Below are 22229 nucleotides of genomic sequence, written 5' to 3'. Positions count from 1 at the left end.
TGATCTCTAGGCGGGTGGGGGTCCCGGGCGCTTTGCAGCGGCTGGCTGGACCCAATGTGGGGGTGCGGGTATCAAGCGGAGCAACCCGTGCAGGCGGCCGGGACGGAGATCCGGGACGGGACGGGCATGCCATCGGCCCCGCGCTCGGGGATGTGGTGCTCCCGGGCGCGGGGCTGGTCTGATCAGCTGGTGGTCAGCGGTGCTTGCGTGAGGGGGGCCGGTAGTGCTCACCGGCGTGGGTCCGTTCCCGGGTGGAAACGGTGAACTGTCGCGTGGTCAGGTCGAACACCGCCCAGGGAGCGTCGGCGTGGGAGGGGGGGGAGGCGAAGGGCTGGTGCTGCCAGTGGTTGCCCGATCCGTACAGGTCGTGGAAGTCGGGGAACTGTCCGGCGGCGATGAGGGCGTTGAAAGCATCGGCATGGCTCTGCCACCCGGGCGGGGCTGGCTGGGTGGGCGGTGGGCGCCGAGAGTTGTGCCAGGCGAGCGAGGCCCGTCGGCGCAGGAGAAGGGCTGCGGGCCGGGGCGCGGCGTCGCGCCCCGGGGCCAGGGTCGGGGCCGTCAGGGGGCGGGGTATTGCTCGCGGGACCGGATCTCGTGCTCGCTGTTCGGGATCGCGTGCTCGAAGCGGTGCGTCGGGTGGTACGTGTACGTGTGTGTGTTGGCCCAGCCGTTTCCGGGCCAGTAGACGCGCGCGCTCGGCGCGCCGTCCCACATCCACCACGAGTGGAAAAACAGCTCCAGCACGACGCCGACGACGGTGCTGCGGGGGTCGGACAGTGTGTCCCCGATGGCGAATCCGTAGACGGACCGCTCACGTGCGATCTCGGCGGGGTCGGCCAGGCGCATGGCCTGTTCCTCAACGCTGCCGGGCCAGCGGCCGGACCACTCGACGGTGAACGCATCCCCCTCGACGGCGATGACGGTGCCGCGCTGGATCACCGGGCGGCGGACGCCCGCTGTGTCCCGGGCGCTGTCGTGGGTCGGCTCGTGGATGAAGGTGCGCTCTACGCGGTCGCCCAGGCGGTAGCCGCCGCTGCGGTCGCCGTAGGTGTCGCCGGGGATGTGGGCGCGGGGGATGATCAGTACCGTTCCCTCGTCATGCCACACATCCGACTTTCCGTCCAGGGCGACGTACCCGTTGAGGGTGGCGGGGAGCGCGGGGAAGCTGGAGACGGACTGCATGAGGGTGCCGAGCCGGCCGGGTGTCAGGGGTGCCTCGTAGGAGCCGAGTACCCAGTCGCCGGGGTGGACGTCGGTGATGGGGACTAGACGGGCCGCGCTCATGTCGGTGCCCGTGGGGGGCTGCTGGTACAGGGAGTCCGTGGGGCGGTCGGTGATGATGAGCGGGTAGAACGTGGCGTCGGTGACGGGCATGGTGATGCCTTCCGGTGGTGCGGGAGGGTGACAGAGCGGAGGGGCTTGCGGGCCCGGGGCGGGGTCGCTTGTCGGGCCGGCCGGGGTGGGGGCGGGGCGCCCCCGGTTGCCCTCCGGGAGGGAAGGAGGTCCGGCGGCCGGGAGCTCGACCACCCGCTCGGGGGTGGGGTGTGTGGGAGCGTCCGACCGTGCCGAGCGCGCCTCAAGGGGGTCCGGGCCGCCCCAGAGTGCGGGGCGGGGCGACCGGGGGCTCGACCACAACCGCGGGGGTGCGGCGTGGGAGCGTTTACCGGCAAGAGTGATGCTGCCAGGAGCAGGTGCAAGCCGTGCAAGAGTCGGCGGGCGGGGGGGTGTGTGCGGGGGCCCTGGCCGCCGCGAGGACGGGCCGAGGCAGGGGGTAAGCGGGTGCTCGCGCCGTTACTTCGTGGGCTTCTCTCGCTTGCGTGCCCGGTCCCAGCGGGCCAGGGTTTGGGATGCCTGCTCCCAGGTACCCAGGAGCATGGGGACAGTGAGGGCGGCGAGCAGCGTTCCGACGAGGGCGTGGCCGCTCATCAGGTGAGCGACGGTGGCGAGCAGTTCCACGGCGGTCAGTGCGCGAAACGCCCTTTGCCGGGTCCGCTGTGAGACACCGGGCTTGAGGACCGTGATCAGGGCCACCACGAAGGATGCCACTAGAAGCACGGTGATGATCGCAAACAGGATATTGATCAAGAGGGGACTCCTCGCAGAAAACAGGGTTCGGCCGGGGTGGCCACCGGGCGGTCGCCCGGCACGGGCACACCATCGAACGGGACCGGGCAAGCTCCACAACCCGGCCCGCCCCGCCCCGGCATTGCTTCGGCCTGGGCGGGGCGGGCACTACGCGGAGGATGAGCGAGGCAGGTGCGGCACCGTCAGGGCTGTGGGCGCTGCGCCCCGGCGCCGGGAGCGGTCGGCGTGGTGGCGCACTGCGGGACAACCACGTCGAGGGCGGTGCGGTGGCCGGTGCGGTAGTCCCGGTCGTCTATGGAGAACAGCAGCAGCACCAGGAGGGCACAGAACGTGGCCATCAGGAGAAGCAGGATGACGAGCGTAGCGGCCGCTGAAGGCGCATCCTTTGAAGATGTCGTGGCCGTGGTGGGCTCGTTCTTGTCCAGGCGGAGGGCAGACATGACGTGGGTGCCTTTCGTGACGGTGGTATGCGGGAATCGCCCCCGGGGAGATGCCTCTTGGAGGGGCCCCTGGGTAGGGCTGGACACTGCCCGAGTACTGCCCTAGTACGGCAACGTGCCGTGACGGTTTGCCGGGTGCGCCGCATTCTTGTGCGGATCAGTAGGTGGGTACAGCCTCAGCCGAGGAAGAAGGTGAGGTCGGGCGGGAGGCGGTTCCAGCACGAAGGCCCACCCGGGGCAGGGTGGGCCTTCGTGCGGACCACGTTGAGGTGGTGTGCATCGCGATCCGGTTCAGGCGGCCGGTCGGAGGAGAGGAACCGAGGGCCGGGTGGGGGTTTAGGTGCCGGGGACTCGACCACAACCTCGGGGGATACGTGTGGGAGCGCCTTCCGGAAGGGCCGACACTCCCCCAGGCGGGGCCAAGTGGCGTAACCCTCACCAGGGGCAGCCGGCTTAGTGCCCGGGGCCCCGCACGGCGAGCGTCCCGCCGGTCTCGTCCCGGTTTCCGAGCAGGCGCACCGTCCAGCCTGCGCCCTCGAAGATGCGGGCGTAGCGCTCGTGGGCCTTCCAGTGCTTCGCCACGATCTCCTTGCCCCAAGGGTCTCCCATGTGCTCGTCCCGCTCCGCCGTGACGATGACGGTCCCGTCCTGGCCGGTCGGGAAGAGGTGGAAGCCGACGGGTGACGACCACGGTTCGTGCATCTCCTCCTCGGTGAAGATGCCGCCGAACCAGCCGTTGCCCTCCAGGGTCATCAGCGCCGCCCGGACTTCGGGCCGCTCGTGCTGCTCGGCGTTGCACCCGATGCCCGCCGGGACCTCCCATGCCTCCGCTGAAACCTCTACCCGCAGGTGGTACGGCGACAGCAGCACCGGATTCCCGCCGGCGTGTTCCAGGTCCTCCCGAATCCGCTCCAGGCGCCGGGCCCGCTCCTCGGGCTCCATTTCCCCGAAGGGCTCGACCACGACCGATCCCGTGTACCAGCGCAGTCGCGCCCGCAGGCCCTCCATGTGCAGCGACTCCCACCTGTGCCCAGCCTCATTCAGCACCTCCCGGATGGTGGCGACGTCCGTCGCCTCCTGGCCCAGCAGCCGACGGGCAGAGATCTGGTGGTAGCCGTCCACGTACCCGCCGATGAACCCGCCCGCCCGCAGCGTCTTCGTGTACGCGTGCAGTTCGCTGTCCGTCCTCGTGCCGACCCGGTGCTGTCCGTCGATCAGGAAGCGGACGATCACGTAGTCGTCCTGACCGGTGGAGTGGACGAGGAACCCGTTCGCCAGCTCGTCGACCTCCAGGGCGGTCCCATGCGGGGTGTCGACGGTCCGGTTGTCGCGGGTCTCGGCCGGGTTGAACCCGCAGGAAAGCAGCAGGGACACGGCCGCCTGCACGTGCTCGTGGTCCGCTTCGCTCGGGTAGAAGCCCAGCGTCGTGCCCTCCCGGCGCGGCACGACCGTCCCAGCGGGCGGGAACGCCTCATGGATGCCCTCGTCGTCGAACTCGGACGGGTTGACCGTCCACCCGGCTTCCCGCAGCACCTCGACGGCCCGCCCGTGCTCGGCCAGCGCGACACCGCGCCCGCACAGGGACACCCACACGCGCGGCGAGCCGCGCCGGGCCTGCGGGGCGGTGCCCACCTGGAACCCCTCCTGTTCGACCATGAAGGCGCTGTCACCGATGGACTCGCCGAAGACCGCCGGGGTCAGGCCCGCGTCGATCAGCAGCCCGATCGTCGCGTCCACGAATGGGGTGCGCCGGTCCTGCGCGTGCCACCCGGGGAAGTAGCCGACCGCTGGCGTGCTGCTCTTGGGGCACCACGCCACGTCGTACTCCTCCGACTCGTACGCCATCCGGCGCCCGGTTCGCTCGAACGTGGCGCCGCGCAGCACCGCGTTGGCGACGTCAACCAGGACGTCGACGCGGGTGTGCACGGTCGGCGGCCGGTGGTCGGCGTCGCTGTACTCCTCGGTGCGCAGGAACCAGAATCCGTCACCGAGGAGTTCGTCCGCCCGCCTGAGGTACTTGGCCATGTTGGGGGTCGAGTTCGCCACCGCGTCGGCGAGCGTCTGTTCACGCTCCAGCTCCGCGCAGCGCTTGCGGGCCTCCTCCGGGTCCTCGAACGACGCCATGCCGACGCTGGTCCAGGTGTCCATCACCACGCGCGGGCGGCCGCACAGAGAGTCATCGGTCACCACCAAGTACCGGGGCCCGTCGGTGCGCGGCCGGTCGGCGAAGAACACCATGGAGAAGCCGGGCGGCGTGCTGACGGCGTACCCGCCCGCGGCCAGGGCCTTGGCCAACTCCAGCCGCTTCGCGACCTGCTCCGGCGTCTCGCCGCTCTCGCGGCCGGCCAGGTTCCACACGACGGCCCACCGGCCGTTACGGGAGATGATGTGCCACCCGTCGCGAAAGCCGGGGCTGTACTGGTCGAAGCGGGGGCGCAGGAAGGCCGCGGCACGGTCGGGCAGGGGAAGGGACGGGGACATGGTGGTACGGGACATGACAGGTCTCCATATCGGTACGAGCACAGGTGAGAAGGGGGTGGGGGTCAGGCGGCCAGCGAGGGGGCACTTCACCACGTCGTTCAGCGTCGGCATCCCCGCGCCGGAAAAGGTGACGCTGTCGTATCCGTGCGCGTCACCGTCGAAGCCGATGCGGAAGCCGCTCGACAACTGCGCTGGCCTTCGTCGACGAGGGCCAGGACGACGTGGCGGTCGTCGGTGTAGGTGATGTCGTAGCGGCCGGAGTCGCGGGAGATGATGCGGACATGCGCCCGGTCGGTTACCCGGTCCGTCATCGCCGCGCGGGCCTCGGCCAGGGCCTCCTGAGCCGTCACACGGATGGTGATGCCGTCCTCGGTGCGTGAGTAGGTCTTGGTCTCGTCAGGCATGGGCGGGTGTCTCCCGTTCGGCTTCGGTGAGCGGAGCGGGCGCGCCGCTGCCCTGAAGTTGGCTGACTGCTGGGCAAGGACCGCAAGGCGCGGCCAACCAGGCGGGAATCGGCCCCGAGCCCCGGCCCCGAACCGGGGGCGGCAGGGCAGGGGCTCGGGGCCGCTATGCGGACGCGGCGGTCAGCCCGGGATGGTCAGCAGGCAACCTCCGGCGTCAGGAGCAGCGATGCCGGAGGGGTGATGTGCATAGCCCGCCTCCCGGATATGCCGGAGGGGCGGGCTGGGAGGCGGGGCGGCCGGGGCCGCGCCTTGGCGCGGTGCGCAGCAGATGGCCGCGGGGCAGGCGGTATCCGCAGGCCAATGCCCTAGGGATGCCGCGACTGCGGGCGGCGCCGGCGAGAGCGACCCTGCTGCGGCGCCGGGCTAGCACCGCAAGCAGCCGGGCAGCCGGCGTACGGGCAGGCGGGCGGTGCACGGGCCGGGCCGAGGAGACGGGCTGGCGCGGGGACTGCTCCCCCGGCCCGGCAGCTCGTTCCCGTAAGGCGGCGGGCAGCGGGCGACGGCGCCTCAGCGCGCAAGAGGTTGGTGGGGGCACGGGACACAGAGCGGCGGCCCGACCGGGCGGGCGCGCTCGGTCGGGCCGCGGGCGTCGGGAGGGGCGTGCGGCATGGCAGCGGCCCCCGGCGCCACATGGGCGGCGGGGGCCAGGAGCCGCAGCTGGCGGCGGTGGGTCAGTGGACCTTGAAGCCGCCGCGTACTCGGGCGCGCTCCAGGTAGGTGATCCATTCGATCCAGTAGCTGTGGCTGTCGTCCTCGTCACCGAGTGCGGCCGCCAGGAGCGTCATCACCTGGGGCGCGCTGTGGGTCCGGTAGGCCGCCAGCGCCGCTTCGATCTCGGCGGGGGTGACGAGCCACCCGCCGTTGGAGCCGAGCTTGTGCACGGTGATCCCGGATGCGGGTCCCGGATGCCAGGCCAGGTGGGCGTCGAGTTCCTTGACGTAGACGGCGGCCGCCGCCTTGACCGGGAGTCCGTCACCCGCGCCGGGGGTCGGCTCGTCCTTGGCGGCGTCGACGTCTTCCCAGGTCACTCCGTCCGGCAGCTCGGGGTAGTCGGGTGCGTCGTAGTCGGTGACGAGCATGCCCAACTGGTGCATGACGGTCCGGTAGACGCCCATCCCGTGGATGTCGAGACGGAAGTACGAGACGTCGGCGGCCTGCACAGCCTCGTATGCCGCATCGACCTTCTGCTGGGCGGCCTTGTATCCGGGGTGGGACAACCTCAGGCCGCGCATCTCCTCGCCCGCCTCGATGACCACCCTGGACAGTTCGGCGGAACGGCCCTCCTTCTCCATCCGTGCCTTGGCAGTGTCCAGGCGGCGCTTGGCGTCCTGGTACTCAGGCAGCGCGTGCGGGAGGCCGTCACGGTCGCTCACCGCCGCGTCGAACGCCTCGCGCGCCCTGCGGTAGGCGGCTTCTTCCTCATCGGTCATCGGGTCGTGGATGTACATGTCGTAGCCCATACGGGCCTCCTCAAGAGAGAACACGGGAACAGGTGGCGCGCGCGGCCGACGGCGGCGCGAAGCGGGGCAGATGCGCCCCTGGGGACGGGCGGGCGACGGCGCGGAGCCGGGGCGCCCTCCGAGCGGACCCGCCGGTCGGCGGGGCAGGAAGGCGAGCCGAGCCCGGGGCGGAAGGGATGCAGCGCTCCCTCGGCGCGATGACCGCACAGTGCCGACGACCGGCTCAAGCCCCGCAAACCCGCCGGACCGTCGCTGCTCTTGGCGTCGACAGGACATGGAGTGGAGCGGGACGCGGGAGGGTACTCACCGCCCCCTCCGGCCCGGTGACCGCACCCTGACCCGGCACACGGCAAGCCCCGCAACAACGCGGCATGAACGGCCCGTTGGGGCGCGGTGAGCGGTAGCGGTGGGAGTCGGGGCGGGCATGGGGCGGCCCCCGCCGCCGTGAAGGCGACCGGGGCCGGGGCGAGCTAACAGGACACGGGGCCGCAGGATCAGGGTTCGTGGCGGCGCAGGGTGAGGCGGTGCGCTTCCTCGCGGCCCTGGTCATAGCGCTCACTCAGCCCGTCGGGGAACGCCGTGGTCACACTGAGCTGGTACTCGGCGGCGCCGAGCGCGTAGGCGGCCTGTCCGGCGGTGTGCGGCGCGGCGCGGTCCCACACGGTCCAGGGCCACAGGCCGCCGAGGAGGTACCGGCCGTGCGCGTCCGGCACCACCATGACTACGTGGCCCACCGTCTCGAAATTGTCGGTCCACTGGAGCGTCAGGGTGCCGTCGGCGGCGAGTGTGTAGCTCAGGCACAGGTCGTCGCGGGCGGCGTCGGCGGCGGCCCGAGCGGCGGTCTCCCGGGTTAGCAAGTGGGGGGGCGTCGAGCCACAGGTCCGTGACGGGCAGTCCGACGTACGGTCCGAGTCCGGTGTGCGCAATGGTGAAGAGCTGGATGCTTAGGGGTGATCCGTCGGCGTGGGCGGGATGCTGTAGGACCTGTCCGGCGCCTTGGGGGCGAGGGCGTCCCCGATGGGGCCAATCATGTCTAAGGGCAGGGAGGCGTCCTTGAGGGCGGCCAGGGCGTCAGGGGCGTCCATGTCCCGGATTTCGTCCATGAGGTCGGCGTCGTCGGGGTCGTCGGATGCCACCTCGCGTGCGGCGCTCAGGACGGCGTCGAACAGGGTGTGCGCGGCCTCCTCGGCGGCCGTTGGCTCGGTGGTGGCGGGCCCGCCCCCAGCCGGGACGGGGTCCGGGCGCGGGGCGGAGCGGGGGGCTGGTGAGGGAGGGCGTGCGGGGTTACAGGACGTCGATGTTGTAGAGGTCGGCGGCCTCGCCGGGGGTGAGTGCCTGGCCGTCGGGCATGCGGACGATGTTGCGGCCCTCGGCGGGGTCGTAGACGAACTCGCCGGGGCATCCGGCGTCCTTGAGGCGCTCGGACAGGGGCTTGCGGTGGAAGGCGAGGCGCACGGCCGGTTCTCCTTGGGGGGCGGAGCGGGTCACAGGGCTTTGGACTTCGGCTTGCAGGGGTGGCCGTGGGCGGCGCGCAGGAGCGCGGCGACGCGGTCACGGTCGGTGTGGTTGGTGATCTTGATGTGGAGGCCGCACCGGCCGCAGGAGTACGTCGCGTTCCACAGCGGGGGGAACAGCCGGGCGTAGGCGGTGCGGAGCAGGGTGGGGAGCATCGCGATCGGGGTCCTTGCCTGGGGTGTGGATGGTCGGCGGCCCCAGGGGGCGGGTGGGTGGTCACCGCTCCCCCGGGGCCGGTGCGCCGACCATGACCGGGCGGGGGCCAAGGGATGCAACTCGTGGAGTTCGCGCCGGCGCTGGGCGGGTGGTGTTCGGGTGCGGGGCCGGACGGCACATCAGGAAGCGGCGGGCGGGGCGCGGCGTGGGTGCCGCGCCCCGGCGGGTGGGAGGGGTTACGCGGTGAGAGCGGCGGCGCGGGCGGCACACTTCTCGGCGGCCAGGCGGCGGGCGGTGGGGAGGTCCGGGGCGAGCGGTGAGTGGACGACGTAGTGGTCGTTGCGGTGGGTGTTGACGTTGCGTTCCCAGTCGCGGACCTGCGTCCAGGCGTGGCCGCGCGGGTTCCGGCAGGGGTAGCGCTGCTGGTAGTACGGGTCGGTCGCCCGGGGCGAGCACGCCTCGCACGGCCACCCCAGTGCCGATGCGTTCGAGCCGCTGAGTGTGCCGTCCGCATTGAGGACACAGGCGAGGTAGACGCGCCCGATCTGTACGTCTGCGCCGTCGGGGAGCTGCACAGCGAGGAGCTGCGCGGCTTCCAGTTCGGTGAGCGCTTCGCGGAATGCGCGGTGCGCGGCCTCCAGGTCGGGCCCCCGCTGGCCCGGGTCGTCCATGACGGTGCGCGCTTCGGCGTACCGCTGCCATGCGTCGGCGGGGTCGGGCAGGTAGGCCAGGTGTCCGGTCCGGGTCACGGCCCACACGGTCGCACCGTCCAGGTCGATGTCCCGGGCGGTGATCCGGCTGCCGCACGGGCAGCGGAACGTGTGGTCCGCAGCGGCGGTGAAGGGGTGGGTGCCGCACTCGGCGCAGATGATGACCGTCACGCATTCGGGGAGCGTGGGGGCGTGGGGGCGTGGGAGATCGTGGGCATGGGCGTCTCCGAAGAAGGGACGAGCGAGATGGGAGGACCCGGGGTGGTGGTCACCGCTCCCCCGGGGCCGGTGTGCCGACCATGGCCCGGTGTACCCCAAGGGCGGCAACCCGGACGGGCGCGGGCCGGCGGGGAGGGACGGGCCCGGGCCCGCGCGAAAGGGCGGGGCGCGGGCCCGGACGGGCCGGACAGGCGCAGGGGTGTGCTGCCGGACCGGGGTCAGCCGGTGGTGGGGGTGTAGGTGTCCGGGGCCAGGAGGGCGAGGGCGTCCGCGATCGGCTCGATCAGGTCCGAGGGCAGGAACGCCTTCTTCAGGGCCGTGAGGGCGTCGTGCGGGGCCATGTCCTGGACCTGGAGCATGAGGTCGCTGTCGTCGGGGTCGTCCGAGGCCACTTCCCGGGCCTCGCTCAGGACGGCGTGGAACAGGGTGTGTGCCGCCTCGGTGGCGGGCGGGGTGTTGGCGGTGAGGGCGGCCAGGTGCGGGGTGACGCGGGCGGCGGCCCGGTCGGCGGCGGCGTGGAGTTCTGCGTCGGACAGGCGCCGCACCAGGAGGTGCGTGTGGTGGTCGGTGACCTCGTAGCGTGCGTGGTCGTGGCGCAGCACGGTGTGCATCAGGTGGTGGTCCCGGTCGCGCTGGTAGGCGTCGGGGCCGAGCGCGGTGAGCTCGACGACCGGGCCGAGCTCGGGGTGGTCGAGCTCGCGGGCGGTGAATCCCTGGCGGGTGGTGTCGCGGCGGGTGCCGTAGCGCAGGCGGGTGAGCCGGTGCGGCTTGAGGTAGGTGGCGATGGTGTTCGCGCGGGCGGCGCGCGCGGTCGTGGAGTGGGTGATCGGCTTGCGGCGTCCGGCGTTGCCCTCGGCGTTGGTGTAGGGGGCGGCGAGGGGAGCGACGGCCCAGGCGCTGTAGGAGGCGATGTGCGCGGCGGCCCAGACGTGGGCGTCGTCGGCGGTGGCGAACGGCCCGTACGTGTGGAGGGCGACCATGCCGCCGGTGCGGTCGGGATCGGTGGCGACGACCATGAAGGTGTTGCCGAATGCGCCGCCGACAAACTGGGCGTCGACGGTGGCTATCGGGTCCTGGTCGAGGTTGAGGAGGGTCGTCAGGTGCAGGAACATGCTGGTCTGCCTCTCGGGCTCGCGGGAAAAAAGGGGAGGGGGTGCCGGGGCCGCACCAGGTCGGCCTGGGGGCGGGGGTGCGGCGGCCGGTGGCGGCACCGTGCAAGTGCGGCCGGCTAGAACGGCAACCCGGCCGGCGGGGAGGCAGCGGGGCCGACGGCGGCGGGTTGCGGGGGCGGACGTGACCTGGCCCGCCCCCGTGTGAGGGGGGCGGGCCAGGTCGGCGGCGGGTTGTGGGGGTCAGCTGGTGGAGCGTCTGCCGATCAGGTCCTGGACAGCGTTGACCACCAGGGCGGTGTCCCTGGCGAGGTCGGCGTTGGTGGACCGGTAGAAGTCGGTGAAGCGGCCGTCGTCGTCACGGGTGTTGGGGTAGTAGACGGCTCCCCAGCCCTGGTGTTCGCGCGGGCGGTAGTCGATCTCGTTCTCCTTGGCCCGCCCGCTGACGCCGGTGATCATGATGATGCCGTGGGCGCCGACACGGATGGCGATGTAACTGCTGCCGCTGTCCCCGTCCCGCCGGGCGGGGATCCCCGCCCGGCTGAGGGCATTGCGCAGGAACTGTCCGGCCGTGGCGTCGGGCTTGGTGATGGTCGCGGGGCCGGGAGCGGGCTTGGGCTTGGGAGCGAACATGGTCGCGGGGTCCTTCCGCCGGTGTGGATGGGGTGCGGCGGGACCATGCGCAGCGGTGGGGGCTAGCCCCGCCACCGTGCCGGCTCGCGGTGCGGGGGCAGGCCGGGGTGGACCACGGTGGGCGGCGGGCCGGGGCAGGGTGAGGGCGCGCTGGCGGCCCCGTGCCCGAGAACGGTGGTGTTCCGGGGCGCGGGGCCGGGCGTGGCGGGGCGCGGGGTCAGGCGAGGCGGGTGACGGTGATGTCGCCCGCGCGCCGGGAGTCGTTGAAGAGGGCGGCGGCGAGCGCCTTGGGGATGTCCGCCTCGGTGTTGACGCCGGGGACGATGCGGACGGTGTGGCACAGGACCTGTCCGGCGCCCTTGGGGGCGAGGCCGGGGCGGGTGGCGCAGAAGTACACGGTGCGGCTGTACGGCGTGCTGTCGTCACGGGCGGGGAAGAGCGCGTACCGGGCGCGGCCTGCCCTGTCGGCCAGGCGCAGCACCGTGTGGGAGGCGAGCGCGAACTCGGCCCACGCGGAGCGTGCGGCGGGGACGGTGGCGATGACGCTGGTGTCGCTTCGGCAGGTGGCGGTGACGTCGGTGAACCCGGCGGCGGTGAGGCTCTTCAGGACGGTCGAGCACAGGTCATCGAGCGTGGTCACGAAAGGCTCCGGGGGTTGGCGGGTGCGCTGGCCCGTAGGCGGATGCGGCCCGGGCGTGATGCGGCGGCCGGGTGGGCTCACCGTCGGGGCACGGCCGTCTAGCGCAGCAACCCGGCCCCGGCGGCAGCACCCGGCAGCCGGGCCGCCGGCCGGGCGGACGGGCCGGCCGGGCGGACGGGCCGGCCGGGCGGGCGGACGGGCCGGCCGGGCGGACGGGCCGGGCCGGGGGCGCGGACCAGGGTGCTGCCTCGGGCCTGGATGCAGGTGGCGTCCTCGGCGGTGATGTACGCCTCGGTGACTTCCTCGAAGATCCGTCGGGCGGCGGCCTGAGGGCAGCCCTTCAGCAAGGGGCGGGCGTCCGGGCCTTCCTGTTCGAATGCGGTGATCGCGGTGGTCACGAAGGTGAGGTGCGCCGGGTTCTTGCACTCCTCCGGGGAGAGCGTTGCGTCTGGCGTGCCGGGCGCTGCTGGGCTGGGGCGGCCCGAAGGGGCGGGTGAGGTGGTCACCGCCCTCTCCGGGCCGCTGGGATGAACGTGGCCGGGGGCGGGGCAAGACGCGCAACCGCCGCGCAGGCCCTACGCGTCCGGGGAGTCGGCGCTGCCGTGCTCGTCCGTCTCGGCCATCTCCGTGTCGCTGTGGTCGCCGAAGGAAATGTCTTCGATCCGTACGCCGAGATCGCTGAGGGAGGCCAGGTCGTGCGTCTCGTGTTCGAGCCACGCGGCCTGTGCCTGGGCCTCCTCCGCGGTCGCGGCGGTGAGGCTGAAGCGGAGGGAGGTGGGGAGCGAGGAGAAGGCGTAGCGGTACACGGGCGTGAGCGGGCCGACCGTCCGATGCCCGGGCCCGTCGTTGGCCGGGGCTGCGGGAGGCGGGGCGGCGTTGCCGTAGCAGGTGCACGAGCGTTGCCGGTGGGCTTCAACGGCCCGGTCGTCGTTCTTGCTGTCGGGGACTTGATGGTGCGTACCGTAAAGGTCGAACACGATGTGGCCACGGTCGTCGGCGGGGTCGGAGGGGCAACCGTCGCCCTGCCACCGCAAGTGGGCGGTGAGAGTGACCTGGTGGTCTCTCGCGAAGTCCTCGATGGTCACGAAGTCCATCGCCCAGGGCCACGATTTGGCCCAGTCGCTGTTTGCCTCATCCACTTGGAAGCCGGTGACGTAGCGCTTGGTGTCCGTGCCCTCGGTCCGCTCGATCAGCAGCGGGTTGAAGAATCGGGTGAGATTGCAGAGGTGCTCCCCTGCGGCGTCCAGGCTCACAGGCCGGTCGAAGGTGATGCGGCCCTCGTAGTAGATCTCGTATCCCACAGCGGGTCTCCCTGGTGCAGTTCTGGTCAGTGCCATGGAGGGTGCGGCGGGAGAGGGCAAGCCGCACAAGACAACCCGGCGCGGCGGCCCGGGTGGTTCGGTGGATGCCGGGTGGGCCGCGGCGGTGCACGGCACGAGGGTGGAGCACAAGGGGGCGAGACGACAGGGGTTCGGGCTCAGTGGCCCGGGCGGCATGCGGATGGCCCCGCGCCCGGGAAGCGGAGTCCGGGGCGCGGGGCGCGGGGCCGGGGTGTCGTGGGCCGGCGGCGGTTCTCAGCGCCGGGGGCGGCCGATGCGTTCCTCGCGGGGCAGCATCGAGCGGTCGGGTTTCGGGAACGGGACGGCGCGGCCGTACGCGGCGCAGCGCCATGCCGTCGCCGCCGCCAGGCCCCCGCGGCGGATGGCGGCTTCCTGCACGCTGTGCCGCCACCCTCCCCTCGTCACAAGTGTCTTGAGCCAGGGTGCGGCGCGGCGCAGTCCGGACGGGCACGAGCGGGCGAGACGGGAGCGGGCGGCGCCGACGGTGCGGCGCGTCGAGCGCGGGCCGACGGGGCGCTGGCGGCGGTCGACGTAGCGGGGCGAGCGGGCCGTGCGGGCACGGTGGGCGCGAAGCGTGAAGGTCATGACGACGTCCTCGAAGATTGTGCGGGCAACAGAGCACCGGAGCGGGGCGGGCGGGGCGCGGCGGCCAGGAGGGGCGGTGGTCACCGCTCCCCCGGGACCGGTCTCACCCGCGCCGGAACAGGGGCCGGGGCGCGATCGGACGGCCGGGGGCGCCGCTCAGGCGCACAGGGCCGGGGTGGCGGCCGGGCACGGTGCGTCAGGAACCGTCAGGAGGCGTGGCGGGCCGGGTCGGGCCGACAGGTGTCGCGTTCCCCGGTCTCGTCGGGGCGCGGTCCGGACCCAGCCTGGACGGTGCCGTCGTCTGCCTGCCCGGCGCCTGCGTCGTCGAGGTCGTGGCTCTTGTAGGGGTAGGGGCTGTCCGGGTTGTCGAGGAAGGCGAGGAAGGCTTCGGTGACAAACTGGCGGTCGTGGGGTTGGTCGAGCTTGACGTAGCGGCTGATGCATTCGAAGGCGGCGTTGGCGGCCTGTTCGGCTTCGGCACGCGTGTAGAGGGTTTCGGGTGCCGGGCCGCGGGCGATGCCGGCTGTCTGCTCGAAGCAGTGGATCGCGTCGGCCGCCGCGCGGGCGCTGCTCTTCGGATCGTCGGCGCCTGTCGTGAGCAGCTGCACGGCGTTGAAGAGATGCTGCCTGGTCCACTCCCAGGGGGCGGAGTCGGCGTTGTGGAGGGCGAAGTAGCCGTAGTTCCACATGTCCTGGAGGGAGCCGCCGAGGTGATAGGCGGCCTCCCTGGCCGGGACCGCGCGGTAGGCGGCCAGGGTCATCCGTGCGCGGGTGGCGATGGCGTCGGCGCTGCGTGGGTACGTGAGTTTGCCCATCGGTGAGGTCTCCCTTGTCAGGGGTGTTGCGGGGGCTTTTAGCGGACCGGCGCGTGTGACGCGCGGCGTGGGGCGCAGGGCAGCGATCGGCCCGGGCCCGGCCGGGAGGGGCGGGGCGGGGCGCCGGGCCAGGCGCGAGAGGTGCGGGGTCAGGTGCTCGGCTGGGGGGTGCAGCGGTAGGACGGGTAGGCGTGGGGGCGCCGGGCACCCGGCCATGCGGACGACTGCTGAAGGTGCGGGTGGGCGGCGAGCGCGTCCTGGAGGTGGCGTTCGACGTCTGACCACGTGAAGGCGGGATCCCCGACGCAGCGGGCGTTCATGGCGTGCCGGATGAAGTCGGCCTTGTCGTCGGGAGTGGTGAATCAGGTGTCGGCCAAGCCGTACCGGTTGGTGTGCGCGATGTGGCCGAACAGGTGCTGGTAGCAGGTGTGGTAGAGGCGGCGAAGGAAGGCGTCGGCGTACAGGCCGTTCTCGACGAATGCGAGGACGCGGTTCCCGAGTTGGCCTTTTGCTGTGCGGTCGACCACTGGGTGGCCGTGCAGTCTCCCGGCTTCAGGCGGGTCAGGGTGCCTGGTGGCAGAGCGGTCGGTCGGAGGGCAGCGGTAGTCATGGAACGTCCCGTCAAGGCTCGGCTGGAGGGTGGGCGAATGCCCGAGGTTCGGGCCCGAGAGAGCAGGGGGTTCATGGTGTCGGGTCCGCCGGGATGACCATGGCCGGGCGGATGTCAACCGCCGCAAGACGTAAGGGAGTTGCTCCGCGAAGTCGGAAGGGCGGCGACCTTCCGCCCGGCGGGAATCCGGATGGCGGGGTGAGGGTGAAACGGCCGGGCGCCCGCCCGGCGGGCGAGCACGCCAGGGGCGGGGTATGGGGGCGGGCGTTCTACGGGCGCTGTCCTCGGGTGCGCTTGATCTTGTCCATGGCGCGCAGGGCCTCGGTGCCCGGAGTGTTCAGGTCGCGCATACCGTGGGCGGCCGCCTCGGCGCCCGAGGTGAACAGCGGGACGGGAGAGGTGTAGTCGCGGATCGCGTCGGCAGTGGCCGTGGTGATCCCGCCCTCGATCACGGCGATGCGCAGGGCGAGCAGATGATCACCGTCGTGGCAGCCTGCCCATCCTCCGCACACTCGCACGTCGATGTCGTCCTTGTCGTGCTGGTGGCAGATGAACACGCGCGCGGGCTGCTCCCACGTCTCGCCGTCGTAGCGAGGCAGCTTCTCGTAGTCCCGCGGCGACCAGACCCCCGAGGGGACGTCCCTGCGGTACGGGCAGGTGAGGCAGGGCCGCGGAGCGGGCGGCAGAGTCGTCACGGGCGCTGCGGGAACACCGGCTGGGCGGGCGCCGACGGGGTGGCGGGGCTGGGGCATCAGTATTCCTATCCGGTGGGGCACGCGGGCCGGGGTGGTCACAGATCCCCCGGCGGTCGCGCTGACCATGAACGAAATCGGCCCGACCACCGCAACACGCCAGACCAGACGGCCTGTCGGGGCGCGCTGCGCGGCGCTCCCCCGATGGACGGGGCGGGTAGCCGGCCGGGCCACGGCCCGTTGGCCGGCACATGGCCCCGCACCCCGAAGGACGTGATGTCCCTGGGGATGCGGAGCCGACGCGGGGGCGGGGCGGCATGTCCGGGCCGGTGAACGGCGCACGGGGTGGTCAGGCGGTGGTGAGCCGGTGAGGTGGGGAGCCGGGCGGGAGCGTGCGGCGGCCGCCGGTCTGAGTTGTTAGCCCGGCGGCCCGCAGGATCTGCCCGGAAGGCGTCGGCGCGCGGGGCACCGGCGCTGTGGGGTCAGTCCAGGAGCCCGGACACGGTCATGAAGCCTCGCAGGTTGGTGAAGGTGACGGCGGGGTCGAGCAGCTTGACCGCGTATTTCCAGCCCGGTGCGCGGAGGCTGACCAGCCCGAAGGGCGGCACGTCCATGGCCAGACGGGACAGGCTGGTGTAGCCGCTGGCGGTAAAGAAGTGCTTGTTGCCGTGCTCGTGTCGCAGGGTCAGGGCCCTGAATCCGGCGCGCCGGTAGTCGTCCTCGACACGGGTCAGGAGGGCAGTGGCGATTCCCTGGCGGCGGTGGTCGGGGTGAATGGCGATGGTGTCGATGTTGCTGACCCGGGTGGCGAGGGCGCGTTGTGTGTGTCTGGGGAACGTCAGGTCGCACATCCAGTGCGGCGGGCCGACGTGGATGGCGCCGACGGGCGTGCCGTCGGCGGCCTCGGCGAACAGGAAGTGGTTGGAATCGACGTGGGAGAACGCATCGCCGGGAATGCGCAAGGTCCGCTCGACGAGGTCCCTCACGGCGGGGAGTTCGTCGGCGGGGAGGTGGAGGTCGATGAGCAGGGTGAGGGCCATGTACGGGTCCAGTTCGTCGGCCCGCACGGGGCGGATCGTGATGTGGGAAGGGTGTTGGGCGGTGGTCATGCAGATGCCTTCCGATCCGAGAGGGGCCGGGCCTGTTCTTGGGGTGGGAGCCCGGCAGCAGAGAGACTGTGGCGGGGCGGGGGGCAAGGCATGCAACCAGCCCCGCCCGCGCGGGGCGGCGCATGGCGGCGGCCCCGCACCCGGGGGACGTGATGTCCCAGGGGTGCGGGGCCGGTGCGGGAGCGGCGCGCGGCCGCCCCGGGGGTGAGGTTAGTCGGTCCAGGTGGCCTGGGCGGGGCCGTAGCTGTCGCCGGGCTGGCCGTCGGCCTGCGGGCCGCCGTCGCCGTAGCTGGCGACGTAGTAGCCGCGGGCGGGGTAGTAGCCGGTGCAGTCCTTGCGGCACGGCTCTTCCGTGTTGCCGAGGAAGTTGCCGCCGCACGCACACTCTTCAGACCACTCGGTGACCACGTAGGTGCCGGGCTGGGGGCGTTCGGCGGCGCAGGATCTTGCCGACGGGAACGGTCCGGACGAGGGGGGTGCTGGTGCTGGTGAACGGCATGGACACTCCGGAGAGACTCAGGGCGCGGCCCCGAACGGGCGGCGCGGCGGGAGGTCGGGTATGCCGGGCCACCCCCGGGTGAGGGGGCGGGGGTGGCCCGGCAGCCGGAGGGCTCGACCACACCTCGGGGGATTCGGTGCAGGAGCGCCTTCTGGCACGACGAACACTGCTACCGGGCGGGCCAAGCCGCGCAAGTCCCGGCAGCTTGCCGGGCGGCCCGCTCAGCGGCGTCGGGGCACGCGGGGCCGTGACGGGGACGCAGTAGCGGCGCCGGAGCAGTGGCAGGCTGAGGCGGTGACCCGCCCGGACCGGCATGACACAGCCCCCGAACACCGGCCGTCTAGGCAGGAGTTCGGGGGCCAGGCTGGTCCGGGCGGGGCGCAGTCGCCACGAGAACTCGATGTCATCGATAAGTGCCATAGGCTCAGTGGCCTATAGGTAAAGGCGGGAAAAGGCCCCGATTGGCGGGGGTAGGCGTTCCCGGGGTGAAGGAGTCGCGTTGTGTCGGCCCCGGGAGGCGGGCGAATTCCCGGGGTGTCGTCGGGGCGCTGTGGCTGCCGACGGTGCAGGCGGTGCGCCGGACCGCCCGACGGGGATGGAAACGGTCCGGCGGCCGAAGGCTCGACCACAATCCCGAGGGTGAGGGAATGTGGGCGGGAGTACCTTCCGGGCCTACCGACACTGCCCCGGCGGGGCCAAGCCGCGCAAGGCCCGGCAGCCGGACAGAGTGACGGGAGCGGCGGCCCCGCGAACCCGGGGCGGGATGACGAGGGTTCGGGGCCAGGGTGCAGGGCCGGCCGGCCTTGTGGGTCACAGCACGGCGCGGGTGCGGGTGACTGCTTCGGCGAACAGACGGGAGGAGGGGTTGACGGGCCACAGAGCGATGTCGAAGTCGTGCTCCAGCCACCAGTCGGCTGCCGTCTGAAGTGCCTTCTGCGTCTGTGCTGCCATCTGCGGGGTCAACGGCGTGTACCGGCCGTTGCCGTCCTCCGGGCCGGTGATGACGGCCGGGCCGTTCAGCGTGTAGGGCAGCATGCGGTCGCGCCAGGCGCTGGCCAGAGTCCACAGGACGGGGTTGGGCTGCAGGCCGAGTGCGATGCCGTTGCCGTGCACGTGGATGACCGCTTGCAAGTGGTAGGTGGCCGCGTCGGCCCAGCCGCCAACCTGCTGATTGATCCAGGTGTGTTGCTCGGAGTGGGGCAAGTCCACAGGTGTGCTGCCGGTTGTGGGCGTCGACTTGGTCGGCATGAACGGCAGCGGGGTCACCAGCAGCGCGGATGGGGAGGCGGGAAGGGAGGTGGTCATCGTCAGTGCTCCGGAAGAGTCACGGGCCCACAGGGTTGGGCCGGGCGAGGCTGAGGGTGCGGGCCGGCCACGCAAGCCGTGCAACCCCTCTGCACGGCACGGCGGCTGGTGCCCCCGGCGGGCGGCGGGCATGACGCAGCCCTGCATCCCCGGCCAGCCCGAGCAAGGCACGGAGGGCGGGGCCGGGAGTCCGGGGCGCCCAGCCGGGCGGGCGCAGCGGAGCTGGACGCCGGGTGACGCGCACGCGGCCGTGCGGCCTGCGGGCGGGTCAACGCTGGAGCCGGGCCCGCACGGCGTCAGGACCGTGGGTGAAGCCGAGCAGGCGGCGTTGAGGATGGCGAAGACGATGCTGGGGTCCTCGATCCACTCCTGCTGGGTCCACACCGCCAGTTCCCCGGATCCATCGAAAAGGGTGACGCTGTCGTATCCGTGCGCGTCACCGTCGAAGCCGGCACGGAAACCGCTCGGGCAGCTGCCCTGGTCCTCGTCGACGGGGGCTAGGACGACGTGGCGGTCGTCGGTGTAGGTGATGTCGTTAGTGGTCGGAGTCGCGGGAGATGGTGTGGACATGCGCCCGGGTGGATACGTCGAACTCCAGGCTCCAGCACGTAGCCGCTGCGTGTCACCTTCATGAAGTCCTCCGAGGGAGGCTGTCTACCGTGCCGGGCGCTGCTGGGTTGGGGCGACCCGAAGGGGCGGGTGAGGTGGTCACCGCCCTCTCCGGGCCGCTGGATCGAACATGGCCCAGGGCGTGGCAAGAGGCGCAAGAGGCGGGCGAGGCCCTCAGAGCCGGGGCATCCGGCGCATTCTGGGCGGGGCAGCATCGAGCGGTCGGGCTTTGGGAATGGGACGGCGCGGCTGTACGCCCCGGAAAACCACGCCGTCGCTGCCGCCATGCCCCGCGCCGGATGGCGGCCTGCCGCAGGCGGGGCCTCCGCTCCCCTTGGGTCATGCGCGTCTTGAGCCAGGAAGCGGCGCCGCGTCCTGGACGGGCGCGAGCGGGCGAGGCGGGAGTGGCGGCGCCGACGGTGTGGCTCGTCGAGCACGGGCCAGCGTGGCGCGGGACTGGAGCGGTCCGCCCCCGGCTGTGAGGGGGCGGACCGTCGGGTGCGCGCGCGGGCGGGTCGGGGAGTTGGGCGTTTACGGCGGACTTGGCCCTGCGCAGGGTCCAAACCGCGTCGTCGGTGTCGCCCCGGTCCACGAGACTGGCCAGCGAGTCGCGGTAGGTGATGAGGCGGGTCAGCTTCCCGTTGGTCAGGGCAGCCCGGCCTCGGCGAGCTCGACGTGCCAGCCTTCGGTCTCCAGCCGTCTGATCGATTCGGACACCAGCAGGCACACGCCGTCCACTCTCATGGCCTTTCAGTGCTGCTGTTGAGTGCTTCCTCGGCGTGGACCTGCAACGCGTTGGCGAGGAGGCGCAGGAGGTCGTCCGTGTGCCACAGGGCAAGGTGCAGCAGGGCGGTCGCGGCGTCGCGGGCGTGGCGCTGGAGCGTGTCGGGGGCGGGGTGAGGGGTGAAGGCGTTGCGTTCGGCGAGCAGGAGCAACAGGAGTTGCCCGGCGCCGTGTCCCGGGGCGTCCTCGTCTAGGAGGTGGGCCAGGCTGGTGAGGCCGTCGCGGGTGGCGGCGGCGACGGCCGGGGAGTTGCCCAGGTCGTTGCTGTCGAGCAGTCCGCTGTCCAGCAGGGCGCTCTGCACGGCGTCGGCGCGGCGTGCGTCGTCCTGCGGCAGGAAGCGGGGCAGGGCCTCGATCAGGCGCCGGGCGTTCGCGCGGGAGGCGGCGGGAAAAGTCGGCATCGTGGTAATCCTTCGGTCAGGGGCGGGGAACGGTGGTCGCGGTGATCGCGCTCCCCACAAGGAACGGAGCGCGGGCGGGGCAGCGGCCCGGGGCAGCGGTGGTCAGGCACAGAGGGCCGGGGTGGCGGCTGCGGCGGGGTGGAAGAACACGTCACCGACCAGACGCGAGTGGAGGGTGACGATGCCAGTGGGCAGCTCCAGATGGACGCTCACGGTGCGGCTGCGGATGATCTGCCGGGCCATCTGGCGCAGCCACGGGCCGGATACCGGCTCGGTGTACGTGAACGCGCCCTCACGCAGGCTCAGAAGGCGGCTGCGGCTGGTGTAGCAGTCGCCGGTGATCAGGTTCGACTCGGTGGGAGTGAGCCGGTGGACCAGGGCGAACCGGCTGCCCGGCCGGTGCCGGGTATGCCACCAGCCGGTGACCGTCCGGTCGTCCAGGGTTAGGCCGCCCGGCCAACCGGGGGCGATCCACCGCCCCTCAAGGCGCAGCCACTCGTTGCCCAGCGGGCAGCTGAGGCTGTCGCCGTCGCGGAAGGGCGGCAGCGTGGTCCGCGCCCGGCCGATGCGGGCCTGGATGAAGAAGTCGGCGGCCGCAATGCGAGGGCCGTTGGCGGGGGCCGGACAGACAGGGGCGGCTGGCGGGACACTGCCCGGAGCGGCGCCCGCAGCGGGGTAAGGAGGGCACGGGACGGGCGCGGAGGGGCGGCAGGCAGGGGCGGACGGGGGCATGGCAAACTCCTGTGCAGAGGTGGCGGGAAGAGTGCGAGAGCGCGTATGCCGGACTGTCGCCGGTGGGCTCGACCGGCCCCGGCCGGGAGCCAGGGGCGAGAGCTGCGTTCTCGATGCCCGCACTACTGACCTGGAGGCAACCAAGGCCGGCAACCTCCGGCGTCAGCACCCGGGCGTCCGGTCGCAGGCAACGGCTTGCGGGGGTGTGAGGTGGTGCGGCCCGCCCCGCCCCCGTCCCCGTCCCCCTAGCGGGGGGGAGGGGCGGGCTGTCGGGAGTCGGACGGGGGGGCGTCCTGGTGCCGGAGGTTGGACCGGAGGTTGGACGACTACGCGTCCTGGCGCGGCGGTCGGGCACGATGCGCACGGTCCGGCGCGGGTCGGTGTCTCGGCCCTTGGGGCCGTTCAGGTGGGCGCGTACGGGGACCCTTACGGGCGGGCACGTTCCGTCTGCTTCGATGATCGCGCGGTGCTGGTGCGGGTTGGGACAGCGGTTCTGGGACTTGGCGCTGACCTCCCAGCGCAGGGTGTCGTCCTTCCAGCGCTGGCCCGGGCGGGTCGCTCGGGTCGGGCAAGTGGGCGGGTTCGCGGATGATGCGGATGGGGCGCTTGGCCGGTGCCCGGCTGCCGTGCTTGTTCTAACCGCTGCGGCCAATCTTCTTGGCGCCGGGGACGGTGTGTTGGAGAACGGTCACGGTGTCCTCGTCTGCCGTCTGCGAGCTCCTCGTCACGTCGGCGGTGGGGCGGCGCAGGTCCCATAAGGCGAGCAGGAGCACCAGGACAGTCGCGGGGCCGGGGGCGCCGAACAGGACGGGGTTGCTGTAGCCGTTGAGGACGTTG

Annotated in this window: 25 protein-coding genes; all 25 read right to left on the bottom strand. The window is 72.4% G+C overall.

The genetic code is table 11. From position 1 onward, the window contains the following. Positions 1 to 558 precede the first annotated feature (558 nt). The 25 genes from ACFYMP_RS18505 to ACFYMP_RS18385 all read right to left on the bottom strand — a co-directional run bounded on the left by ACFYMP_RS18505 (position 559) and on the right by ACFYMP_RS18385 (position 21392). Positions 559 to 1374, bottom strand: coding sequence for a hypothetical protein (locus ACFYMP_RS18505; protein WP_388858197.1), 816 nt, complete (start codon positions 1372 to 1374; stop codon positions 559 to 561). A 417-nt stretch (positions 1375 to 1791) separates the two neighbouring features. Further along, positions 1792 to 2085: a hypothetical protein gene (locus ACFYMP_RS18500; RefSeq protein WP_388858194.1), complete on the bottom strand. Its 294-nt coding sequence runs from the start codon at positions 2083 to 2085 to the stop codon at positions 1792 to 1794. Between the two features lie 182 nt (positions 2086 to 2267). Beyond that, positions 2268 to 2423: a hypothetical protein gene (locus ACFYMP_RS18495; RefSeq protein ID WP_388858190.1), complete on the bottom strand. Its 156-nt coding sequence runs from the start codon at positions 2421 to 2423 to the stop codon at positions 2268 to 2270. Positions 2424 to 2978: 555 nt separating this feature from the next. Beyond that, a complete protein-coding gene (locus ACFYMP_RS18490) occupies positions 2979 to 5021 on the bottom strand; it encodes a hypothetical protein (RefSeq protein ID WP_388858187.1) in 2043 nt (680 codons plus the stop codon). A gap of 83 nt (positions 5022 to 5104) precedes the next feature. Beyond that, positions 5105 to 5410: a hypothetical protein gene (locus ACFYMP_RS18485; RefSeq protein WP_388858184.1), complete on the bottom strand. Its 306-nt coding sequence runs from the start codon at positions 5408 to 5410 to the stop codon at positions 5105 to 5107. 731 nt (positions 5411 to 6141) lie between these two features. Continuing rightward, positions 6142 to 6930 (bottom strand): hypothetical protein, encoded by a 789-nt coding sequence (locus tag ACFYMP_RS18480; protein WP_388858180.1) that lies wholly within the window; start codon positions 6928 to 6930, stop codon positions 6142 to 6144. Between the two features lie 494 nt (positions 6931 to 7424). Continuing rightward, the gene (locus tag ACFYMP_RS18475) at positions 7425 to 7787 is read right to left on the bottom strand and encodes a hypothetical protein (protein ID WP_388858177.1); all 363 of its coding nucleotides are present in this window, start codon (positions 7785 to 7787) and stop codon (positions 7425 to 7427) included. A gap of 87 nt (positions 7788 to 7874) precedes the next feature. Further along, the gene (locus ACFYMP_RS18470) at positions 7875 to 8066 is read right to left on the bottom strand and encodes a hypothetical protein (RefSeq protein ID WP_388858174.1); all 192 of its coding nucleotides are present in this window, start codon (positions 8064 to 8066) and stop codon (positions 7875 to 7877) included. Positions 8067 to 8214: 148 nt separating this feature from the next. Then, positions 8215 to 8385, bottom strand: coding sequence for a hypothetical protein (locus ACFYMP_RS18465; RefSeq protein ID WP_388858171.1), 171 nt, complete (start codon positions 8383 to 8385; stop codon positions 8215 to 8217). 29 nt (positions 8386 to 8414) lie between these two features. Continuing rightward, positions 8415 to 8600, bottom strand: coding sequence for a hypothetical protein (locus ACFYMP_RS18460; protein ID WP_388858168.1), 186 nt, complete (start codon positions 8598 to 8600; stop codon positions 8415 to 8417). Positions 8601 to 8837: 237 nt separating this feature from the next. Continuing rightward, positions 8838 to 9482 carry a hypothetical protein gene (locus tag ACFYMP_RS18455; RefSeq protein ID WP_388858165.1) on the bottom strand — a complete coding sequence of 215 codons (645 nt, stop codon included), beginning with the start codon at positions 9480 to 9482 and terminating at the stop codon, positions 8838 to 8840. A gap of 266 nt (positions 9483 to 9748) precedes the next feature. Continuing rightward, positions 9749 to 10642, bottom strand: a complete 894-nt coding sequence (locus ACFYMP_RS18450; protein ID WP_388858162.1) for a hypothetical protein — start codon at positions 10640 to 10642, stop codon at positions 9749 to 9751. 240 nt (positions 10643 to 10882) lie between these two features. Then, complete coding sequence (locus tag ACFYMP_RS18445; protein ID WP_388858159.1) at positions 10883 to 11272, bottom strand: hypothetical protein; 390 nt, start codon at positions 11270 to 11272, stop codon at positions 10883 to 10885. 217 nt (positions 11273 to 11489) lie between these two features. Further along, entirely contained in the window at positions 11490 to 11912 is a 423-nt protein-coding gene (locus tag ACFYMP_RS18440) for a hypothetical protein (RefSeq protein ID WP_388858156.1), read from the bottom strand. Positions 11913 to 12010: 98 nt separating this feature from the next. Further along, on the bottom strand, positions 12011 to 12418 hold the full coding sequence (locus tag ACFYMP_RS18435; protein ID WP_388858153.1) for a hypothetical protein: 408 nt from the start codon (positions 12416 to 12418) through the stop codon (positions 12011 to 12013). A 69-nt stretch (positions 12419 to 12487) separates the two neighbouring features. Continuing rightward, the gene (locus tag ACFYMP_RS18430) at positions 12488 to 13213 is read right to left on the bottom strand and encodes a hypothetical protein (RefSeq protein ID WP_388858150.1); all 726 of its coding nucleotides are present in this window, start codon (positions 13211 to 13213) and stop codon (positions 12488 to 12490) included. Between the two features lie 273 nt (positions 13214 to 13486). Further along, positions 13487 to 13837 (bottom strand): hypothetical protein, encoded by a 351-nt coding sequence (locus ACFYMP_RS18425; protein ID WP_388858147.1) that lies wholly within the window; start codon positions 13835 to 13837, stop codon positions 13487 to 13489. Positions 13838 to 14043: 206 nt separating this feature from the next. Beyond that, positions 14044 to 14652, bottom strand: a complete 609-nt coding sequence (locus ACFYMP_RS18420) for a hypothetical protein (protein ID WP_388858144.1) — start codon at positions 14650 to 14652, stop codon at positions 14044 to 14046. 362 nt (positions 14653 to 15014) lie between these two features. Next, positions 15015 to 15179, bottom strand: coding sequence for a hypothetical protein (locus ACFYMP_RS18415; protein ID WP_388858141.1), 165 nt, complete (start codon positions 15177 to 15179; stop codon positions 15015 to 15017). Between the two features lie 352 nt (positions 15180 to 15531). Next, entirely contained in the window at positions 15532 to 15957 is a 426-nt protein-coding gene (locus ACFYMP_RS18410; RefSeq protein WP_388858138.1) for a DUF6283 family protein, read from the bottom strand. 479 nt (positions 15958 to 16436) lie between these two features. Beyond that, positions 16437 to 17063: a GNAT family N-acetyltransferase gene (locus ACFYMP_RS18405; protein ID WP_388858135.1), complete on the bottom strand. Its 627-nt coding sequence runs from the start codon at positions 17061 to 17063 to the stop codon at positions 16437 to 16439. A 210-nt stretch (positions 17064 to 17273) separates the two neighbouring features. Beyond that, the gene (locus ACFYMP_RS18400; protein WP_388858132.1) at positions 17274 to 17471 is read right to left on the bottom strand and encodes a hypothetical protein; all 198 of its coding nucleotides are present in this window, start codon (positions 17469 to 17471) and stop codon (positions 17274 to 17276) included. 901 nt (positions 17472 to 18372) lie between these two features. Beyond that, a complete protein-coding gene (locus ACFYMP_RS18395) occupies positions 18373 to 19437 on the bottom strand; it encodes a hypothetical protein (RefSeq protein WP_388858128.1) in 1065 nt (354 codons plus the stop codon). Positions 19438 to 20216: 779 nt separating this feature from the next. Further along, complete coding sequence (locus ACFYMP_RS18390; RefSeq protein ID WP_388858125.1) at positions 20217 to 20660, bottom strand: hypothetical protein; 444 nt, start codon at positions 20658 to 20660, stop codon at positions 20217 to 20219. Positions 20661 to 20762: 102 nt separating this feature from the next. After that, positions 20763 to 21392 (bottom strand): hypothetical protein, encoded by a 630-nt coding sequence (locus tag ACFYMP_RS18385; protein ID WP_388858122.1) that lies wholly within the window; start codon positions 21390 to 21392, stop codon positions 20763 to 20765. Between the last annotated feature and the right edge of the window lie 837 nt (positions 21393 to 22229).

The organism is Streptomyces sp. NPDC007088 (genome assembly GCF_042869355.1).
GTDB lineage: Bacteria > Actinomycetota > Actinomycetes > Streptomycetales > Streptomycetaceae > Streptomyces.
This window is presented reverse-complemented; position numbering and strand designations above follow the sequence as displayed.

What these genes read in the sequence shown, in the direction of transcription:
- ACFYMP_RS18505 (WP_388858197.1), bottom strand. Translation starts at nt 1,374, where the DNA reads ATGCCCGTCACCGACGCCACGTTCTACCCGCTCATCATCACCGACCGC.
- ACFYMP_RS18495 (WP_388858190.1), bottom strand. Translation starts at nt 2,423, where the DNA reads ATGGCCACGTTCTGTGCCCTCCTGGTGCTGCTGCTGTTCTCCATAGAC.
- ACFYMP_RS18490 (WP_388858187.1), bottom strand. Translation starts at nt 5,021, where the DNA reads ATGTCCCGTACCACCATGTCCCCGTCCCTTCCCCTGCCCGACCGTGCC.
- ACFYMP_RS18485 (WP_388858184.1), bottom strand. Translation starts at nt 5,410, where the DNA reads ATGCCTGACGAGACCAAGACCTACTCACGCACCGAGGACGGCATCACC.
- ACFYMP_RS18480 (WP_388858180.1), bottom strand. Translation starts at nt 6,930, where the DNA reads ATGGGCTACGACATGTACATCCACGACCCGATGACCGATGAGGAAGAA.
- ACFYMP_RS18460 (WP_388858168.1), bottom strand. Translation starts at nt 8,600, where the DNA reads ATGCTCCCCACCCTGCTCCGCACCGCCTACGCCCGGCTGTTCCCCCCG.
- ACFYMP_RS18450 (WP_388858162.1), bottom strand. Translation starts at nt 10,642, where the DNA reads ATGTTCCTGCACCTGACGACCCTCCTCAACCTCGACCAGGACCCGATA.
- ACFYMP_RS18445 (WP_388858159.1), bottom strand. Translation starts at nt 11,272, where the DNA reads ATGTTCGCTCCCAAGCCCAAGCCCGCTCCCGGCCCCGCGACCATCACC.
- ACFYMP_RS18425 (WP_388858147.1), bottom strand. Translation starts at nt 13,837, where the DNA reads ATGACCTTCACGCTTCGCGCCCACCGTGCCCGCACGGCCCGCTCGCCC.
- ACFYMP_RS18420 (WP_388858144.1), bottom strand. Translation starts at nt 14,652, where the DNA reads ATGGGCAAACTCACGTACCCACGCAGCGCCGACGCCATCGCCACCCGC.
- ACFYMP_RS18405 (WP_388858135.1), bottom strand. Translation starts at nt 17,063, where the DNA reads ATGACCACCGCCCAACACCCTTCCCACATCACGATCCGCCCCGTGCGG.
- ACFYMP_RS18395 (WP_388858128.1), bottom strand. Translation starts at nt 19,437, where the DNA reads ATGTCCACACCATCTCCCGCGACTCCGACCACTAACGACATCACCTAC.
- ACFYMP_RS18390 (WP_388858125.1), bottom strand. Translation starts at nt 20,660, where the DNA reads ATGCCGACTTTTCCCGCCGCCTCCCGCGCGAACGCCCGGCGCCTGATC.
- ACFYMP_RS18385 (WP_388858122.1), bottom strand. Translation starts at nt 21,392, where the DNA reads ATGCCCCCGTCCGCCCCTGCCTGCCGCCCCTCCGCGCCCGTCCCGTGC.